This window comes from Halolamina salina, from assembly GCF_042678005.1.
GTDB lineage: Archaea > Halobacteriota > Halobacteria > Halobacteriales > Haloferacaceae > Halolamina > Halolamina salina.
Window position 1 is genome coordinate 1 of sequence record NZ_JBHUDH010000055.1, and the last position, 5,421, is coordinate 5,421.

Here is a 5,421-nt window from a genome sequence, read left to right on the forward strand (position 1 = left end):
CGTGCTCGCGCCGGCCCGGGCGGGTGGTCACCACGCGCTCGGCGAGGTCGGCGATGGCCAGCCACGAGCGCAGCACGTCGCCGGCGTCGAGCCACTCGCGGTACTTCGCCCGCGTGTCGGTGAGGAGCTCCTCGATCCGACTGAGTGCGCGGGCGTACCGCGATGTCCGGCCGAGGTCGGCGCTGTCCTCGGCGAACACGCTGGGCAGGGCGAGTTCCCGTCCGGCCTCGACCAGCGGCTCGAACGTCTCGTGAACTGCGACGGGTTCGGGCGTTCCCGGCTGTTCGCGGGCCCAGTCGAGGAACGTCCGGAGCGGGCGCGCCCGCTCTGGCTGGATTTCGCCGGCGTCGACGACCGCCCCGAGTCTGTCCGCCCACCCAACGAGGGAGCGTTCCGTCCCCGAATCGGTCGCGAGCGCCGTTCGGAGTTCGCCGATATCGGCAGTGGACAGCGGCCAGTCATCCATGTCGGCGTCCTCGACCGCGGTCGCCGGCGGGACCCAGTGGAACTCCAGCGGTTCGAGCAGTCGATCTACGTCGAGTTCGTCGGCCGCGAGGACGGCACAGGTTGCCGCGAACTGGCGGTAGGGGATCGTCCGCTCGACCGGGAGCTGTGCCCAGACGGCGAGGTTCACCCCCTGCCGGCCCATCGCCCGCCGGAGCGGGCGCTCGTACTCGGCGGCGTCGCGGGCGACCACCAGCACGTCGCTCGGCGACACCCCGTTCCGGAGGTGAGCGGCGACGACGCCGGCCGCAAGTCGGGCTTCCGCCTCGGGCGTGTCGGCGACGAACTCGGCGGCGGCGAGGTCGGGGGCGATCGACGCGTCCCGCCCGTCGGCTGAGAGGTCGGCCTCGGTTCGGTCCGGAAGCCTGTCGACGATCGATTGCCCCGTCCCCGGTCGGAGCGATAGCGTCACGTCGACGCCGGCAGCCGTGGCCGCGTCCAGCAGCGAGAGCAGCGGGGCGTCCACCGCGCTCACGCCGGCGACGGAGATTCGCTCGGCCGTCGGGAACGTCTCCGACCAGAGCGCTGGACGGTCGCGAAGCGCCGCGGCGGCGGCCGGCAGCAGCGTCTCCCGGGAGTGGACGGCGCCGACACGCTCCGCGAGCCCCCGCTCCAGCGCGCGGACGCCGGCGAGCAGATCGGCCGTGTCCCGGGCAGCGACCGACGGGAGTCCCTCGGCGACTGTCGATAGCGCGTGCAGGCACTCGTCGTCCCAGCCGGTCATCTCGGCGACGCGGGTCTGTGCCGCGGCGATCGTCTCGGCGTGGGCGGGCAGGTCGCTGCCGACCGCGGCGCGCAGCCGTTCGTTCGCTTCGGTGTCCCGCTCCAGCAACGATTCGAGGTGCTTGAGTCGGTCGATCCGGTCGATCGTCTCGCTCGGTTCGCCCGCGGCGTCGAGCAGCCGGCTCGCGATCGCCGTCGCGTCGGTGAGCCGGAGACTGCTCCGGGGCGTCGCTCGCTCGGCGAGCCGACGCTTCAGGTTCCGCCGGTGGAGCCGCTCGGGCGTGACGACGAACTCGGCCGGCTCGGCGGCACGGCTCGCCCGGTCGAGCAGTTCTTCGGGGCGCCCGACGACCGCTCGGAGCGAGCCCCGGTCGGTGGTCTCGGTCATGCGGGGAGGATATCCCCGACGTGGCTCCCGACCGGTAAGTATCCGTGGGACGGCAGCCCGGTCGTGCGGTGGTGGCGGCAACCCTCGCCGGAATCCCGCGGCGTATCGCCCGTCGGTGTCCCGGTCCGGCATGGACGTCACGCTACTGAGTACGGGCGGGACGATCGCCAGCACGGACGGCGACGGCGGGAAGACGCCGTCGAAGGAGGGCGAAGCGCTGATCGAGGCGGTTCCGGGCCTCGGCGAGTTGGCGTCGATAACCGTCGAGCGCGTCGCGAGCGTCTCCGGGTTCGACGTGACGTGGGAGCGGGCGGCCGCGCTCCGGAATGCGGCCGAAGCGGCGGCCGAGGCGTCGGACGGGATCGTCGTCACCCACGGCACCGACACGATGGCGGAGTCGGCGTACCTGCTGGACCTGACGACCGATCTCGACGTCCCGGTGGCCTTTACCGGCGCCCAGCGGCCGTTCGACGAGGTGGGAACCGACGGCCCGCCGAACCTGCTCGCGGCCGTCCGGACGGTCACGCACGACCGCGTAGAGTCGGGCACGTATCTGGTGTTCGACGACGAGGTCCACGCCGCCCGCGACGTGGTGAAATCCCACACCAGCGCGCTGTCGACGTTCCGCTCGCCCGAGCGCGGGCCGGTCGGGGAGTTCACGCCCGCCGGGCTTCGGCTGTTTCGGGAGCCGCGGAGCTATGCGGCCGGTGTGCCGGGAGTCGGCGATGTCGGCGCGGCGATCCCGATCCTCACCTCAGGACTCGGCGCGGGCGGCGACGCGCTCCGGCGGGTGGTCGGGGATCCGGCCAGTTCTGCCGTCGATGGTGTCGTCGTCGGGGGAACGGGACTGGGGAACACGACCGGCGCGCTCTGTGACGCGATCGAGGAGATCCGGGCGGCCGAGGTTCCGGTCGTGATCGCCTCCCGGTGTCACGAGGGCGCGACCGCACCGCTGTACGGCGGTGCCGGCGGCGGCACGACCCTCGACGAACTGGGCGTGCTCTGGGCGGGCGACCTCCAGCCGTGGAAGGCGCGGATCAAGCTCGCGGTCGCGCTGGCGGTCGGCGGCGATGGCGTCGACGAGGCGTTCTTCGAACGCGGGCTCCGCGAGCCCGGGCGGTGAGCGTCGGCGTGGACGATTTCCCCGTGCAGTGTGAACGGCGAACGTGAGCGAGACGACTGCCGATCGGGTCGTGCTCTCCGTCGAACCCGACGACGACGCCACCGCGACGGCGCTCGATTCGGACCGCTACCGGGCGTTCCTCCGCCGTACGCACGCCGGTCCCGTCGCTGTCGGCGATCAGTGGGCGGAGTTCGTGAGCCGTGGCTGTGGGTCGACGCGGGACGTGACGCTCCGCGTGACGGCGGTCGAGGGCGGCGAAGAAATCGGGGCGGAGACGGCGTTCGCGTTTCGGCGCGATTAGGCTTCGGGCGCGGCGTCGACGGTCGGCACCTCGACGGAGTCGAGCACGTCCTCGATCACGGCCGCCTTGTCGACGCCGTCGACCTGTGCCTCCGGCGTGAGCACGAGGCGGTGGGCGAGCGCCTGCTCGGCGACGGCTTTCACGTCGTCGGGCGTGAGGAACTCCCGGGAGCGCAGCGTCGCGTGGGCGCGGCTGATCTCGAACAGCCGCTGGGTCCCGCGGGGAGAGACGCCGACCTCGACGCGGCGGTCCTCGCGGGTCGCCCGAGCCACGTCGGCGACGTAGTCGAGCAGGTCCGGATCGGCGTGGACTTCCTCGGGGACGTGCTGGAGCGTTTCGACCATCCCGTCGTCCAGCACGCGCTCGACGGAGGGCACCTGCTCGGTCCGGCCCGCACGCCGGCGGAGCAGTTCGATCTCGCCGTCGCGCTCGGGGTAGCCCATCGAGTCCTTCACCGCGAAGCGGTCGACCTGCGCTTCGGGCAGCGGGAACGTCCCCTCGCTCTCGACGGGGTTCTGGGTCGCGATCACGATGAAGGGGTCGGGCAGCTCCCGGGTCTCCCCCTCGACGGTGACCTGCCCCTCGGCCATCGCTTCCAGCAGCGCGGCCTGCGTTTTCGGCGGCGCGCGGTTGATCTCGTCGGCCAGCACGACGTTCGCGAAGATCGGACCGGGCTGGAACTCGAAGTCGCCCTCGTTCTCGTGGAACACGTTCGTCCCGGTGATGTCCGCCGGCAGCAGGTCCGGCGTGAACTGGATGCGGGAGAACGAGAGGCCGAGCGCGGTCGAGACGCTCTGGGCGGTCAGCGTCTTCCCCGTGCCGGGGACGTCTTCCAGCAGGACGTGCCCGCGGGCGAGCACGCCGACGAGGACGGTTTCGAGGAACTCGCGTCGAACGATCACGGCTCCCTCGATGGCGTCGAGCACCGCCGCACAGCGCTCGCCCGCCTCCGAGGCGGAGGGCGTGTCAGTCGTCATTCACCCGTAGATTACGCCGGGGGGCCAAAGTTCCTGTCCTCGCCAACGGCCAGCGGGCCAATCACCTCGACTGGATCGGCGCTCACCGGACGGATCTCCAGCGTTCTATCGATCGAAATCCGGTTTACGGCCCTCCCGGAACGCGGCCACCCCCTCCTCGTGGGCGGGCGTGTCGTACGCCATCGACTGGAGGGCCGCTTCCCGCTGGAGGCCGTCGCGCCACTGCTGGCCGAGGCTGTCGTGGATCGCCTCCTTCGCGAGCCCGACGTTGGCGGTCGGCTTGCTCCGGAGCGTTTCGAGCAGGTCGTCGACACGAGCGTCGAGGTCGTCGTCCGGAACCGCCTCGTTGACCAGATCCATCGCCGCCGCCTCGTCGGCGCCGACGAGCTCGCCGGTGAACGCGAGCTCCTTCGTCTTCCGGAGGCCGATCAGGCGCGGGAGGATCGCCGTCGCGCCCATGTCGGGAATCAGGCCGACGTTGACGAACGAGGCCCCGAACCGGGCGGATTCGGCGGCGTACGCGAAGTCGGAGACGGCGACCAGCGACAGCCCAGCGCCGACGGCGTCGCCGTTCACCTTCGCGACGATCGGTACCGGCGCCGACAGGGCGGTCTCGGCGACGCGGCCGAACGTCGACTGGACGCGCTCGTACGCCTCCGCGGTCGTCCAGTCGCGCTCGGCCATCGAATCGATGTCGCCGCCGGCGCTGAAGGCGTCCCCCTCACCCGTGACCACGGCGGCGTCGTGGGTCTCGGGGTCGAGGTCGGCGATCGAGTCTGCGAGCTCGGCGGCCACGTCGGTGGTCATCGCGTTGTACACGTCGGGCCGGTCGAAGGTGATGCGCTTGACTGCGCCGTCGTCGATCTGCATGAGTAGGTCCGGGGCCGGCGGCGTCTTAGTTCCCGCCGCTGGAACCGTGGCCGCTCAGCGCTCGACGTCGAACACCTGCGAGAACAGCGCGTTCTGCCCGCGACGGAGGCGTTCGAGAAAGGCCGTCTTGCTGATCCCCATCGCGTCGGCGACCTCGCTCGCCGTGACCGCACGCGGGACCGTGAAGTACCCCATCTCCACCGCGGTCTCGATCGCGTCGGCCTGCGCGGGTGTGAGATCCCACCGCTCGGGGACGGTGCTGTCCTCCTCCGGCCCGAGCGCGTACACCCGCTCCAGTTCGACGCCGACGGTCCCGCCGGCGGTCTCCATGACCGCCTGCAGGATCTCCTGCCCGACGACGGCGCCGGTCAGCAGGGCGTCGCCGCGCTGGTAGCGCAGCGACTCGACGACGAACCCCGCGCTGACGAGTTCGTGGACGACACTCCGCTGGAGCGAGAGGCAGCGGTAGCTGTGGCGGCCGTCGACGGCCGCGCGGTAGAGGTAGCGGATGCGGTCGTCGGCCTCAAGTGCGGCG

At 71.8% G+C, this 5,421-nt stretch carries 6 protein-coding genes; 2 read left to right on the forward strand and 4 right to left on the reverse strand.

Features of this window, described 5'->3' with window-relative positions; all coding sequences use genetic code 11:
- Window positions 1-1,615 (reverse strand): hypothetical protein (locus tag ACFR9S_RS06540; protein WP_379818304.1); only part of this gene is annotated, 1,615 nt, incomplete at its 3' end.
- A gap of 130 nt (window positions 1,616-1,745) precedes the next feature.
- On the opposite strand from ACFR9S_RS06540, the gene ACFR9S_RS06545 reads away from it, so the two are divergent.
- Window positions 1,746-2,738 carry an asparaginase gene (locus ACFR9S_RS06545; RefSeq protein ID WP_379818305.1) on the forward strand — a complete coding sequence of 331 codons (993 nt, stop codon included), beginning with the start codon at window positions 1,746-1,748 and terminating at the stop codon, window positions 2,736-2,738.
- Window positions 2,739-2,781: 43 nt separating this feature from the next.
- Window positions 2,782-3,039 carry a hypothetical protein gene (locus ACFR9S_RS06550; RefSeq protein ID WP_379731913.1) on the forward strand — a complete coding sequence of 86 codons (258 nt, stop codon included), beginning with the start codon at window positions 2,782-2,784 and terminating at the stop codon, window positions 3,037-3,039.
- Here the strand turns inward: ACFR9S_RS06550 and ACFR9S_RS06555 are convergent.
- From ACFR9S_RS06555 to ACFR9S_RS06565, 3 genes are all read right to left on the reverse strand, one after another.
- Complete coding sequence (locus ACFR9S_RS06555) at window positions 3,036-4,016, reverse strand: AAA family ATPase (protein WP_379731911.1); 981 nt, start codon at window positions 4,014-4,016, stop codon at window positions 3,036-3,038. The two genes, ACFR9S_RS06550 and ACFR9S_RS06555, sit on opposite strands and share 4 nt — an antisense overlap.
- Window positions 4,017-4,121: 105 nt before the next feature.
- Complete coding sequence (locus ACFR9S_RS06560) at window positions 4,122-4,886, reverse strand: enoyl-CoA hydratase/isomerase family protein (protein ID WP_379731910.1); 765 nt, start codon at window positions 4,884-4,886, stop codon at window positions 4,122-4,124.
- A gap of 54 nt (window positions 4,887-4,940) precedes the next feature.
- Window positions 4,941-5,421, reverse strand: a 481-nt coding sequence (locus tag ACFR9S_RS06565; protein ID WP_379818306.1) for a helix-turn-helix domain-containing protein, incomplete at its 5' end; no start/stop codon positions are given.

Excerpts from the sequence above, each read along its gene's own strand:
- ACFR9S_RS06555 (WP_379731911.1), bottom strand. The coding sequence starts at position 4,016 with ATGACGACTGACACGCCCTCCGCCTCGGAGGCGGGCGAGCGCTGTGCG.
- ACFR9S_RS06545 (WP_379818305.1), top strand. The coding sequence starts at position 1,746 with ATGGACGTCACGCTACTGAGTACGGGCGGGACGATCGCCAGCACGGAC.
- ACFR9S_RS06560 (WP_379731910.1), bottom strand. The coding sequence starts at position 4,886 with ATGCAGATCGACGACGGCGCAGTCAAGCGCATCACCTTCGACCGGCCC.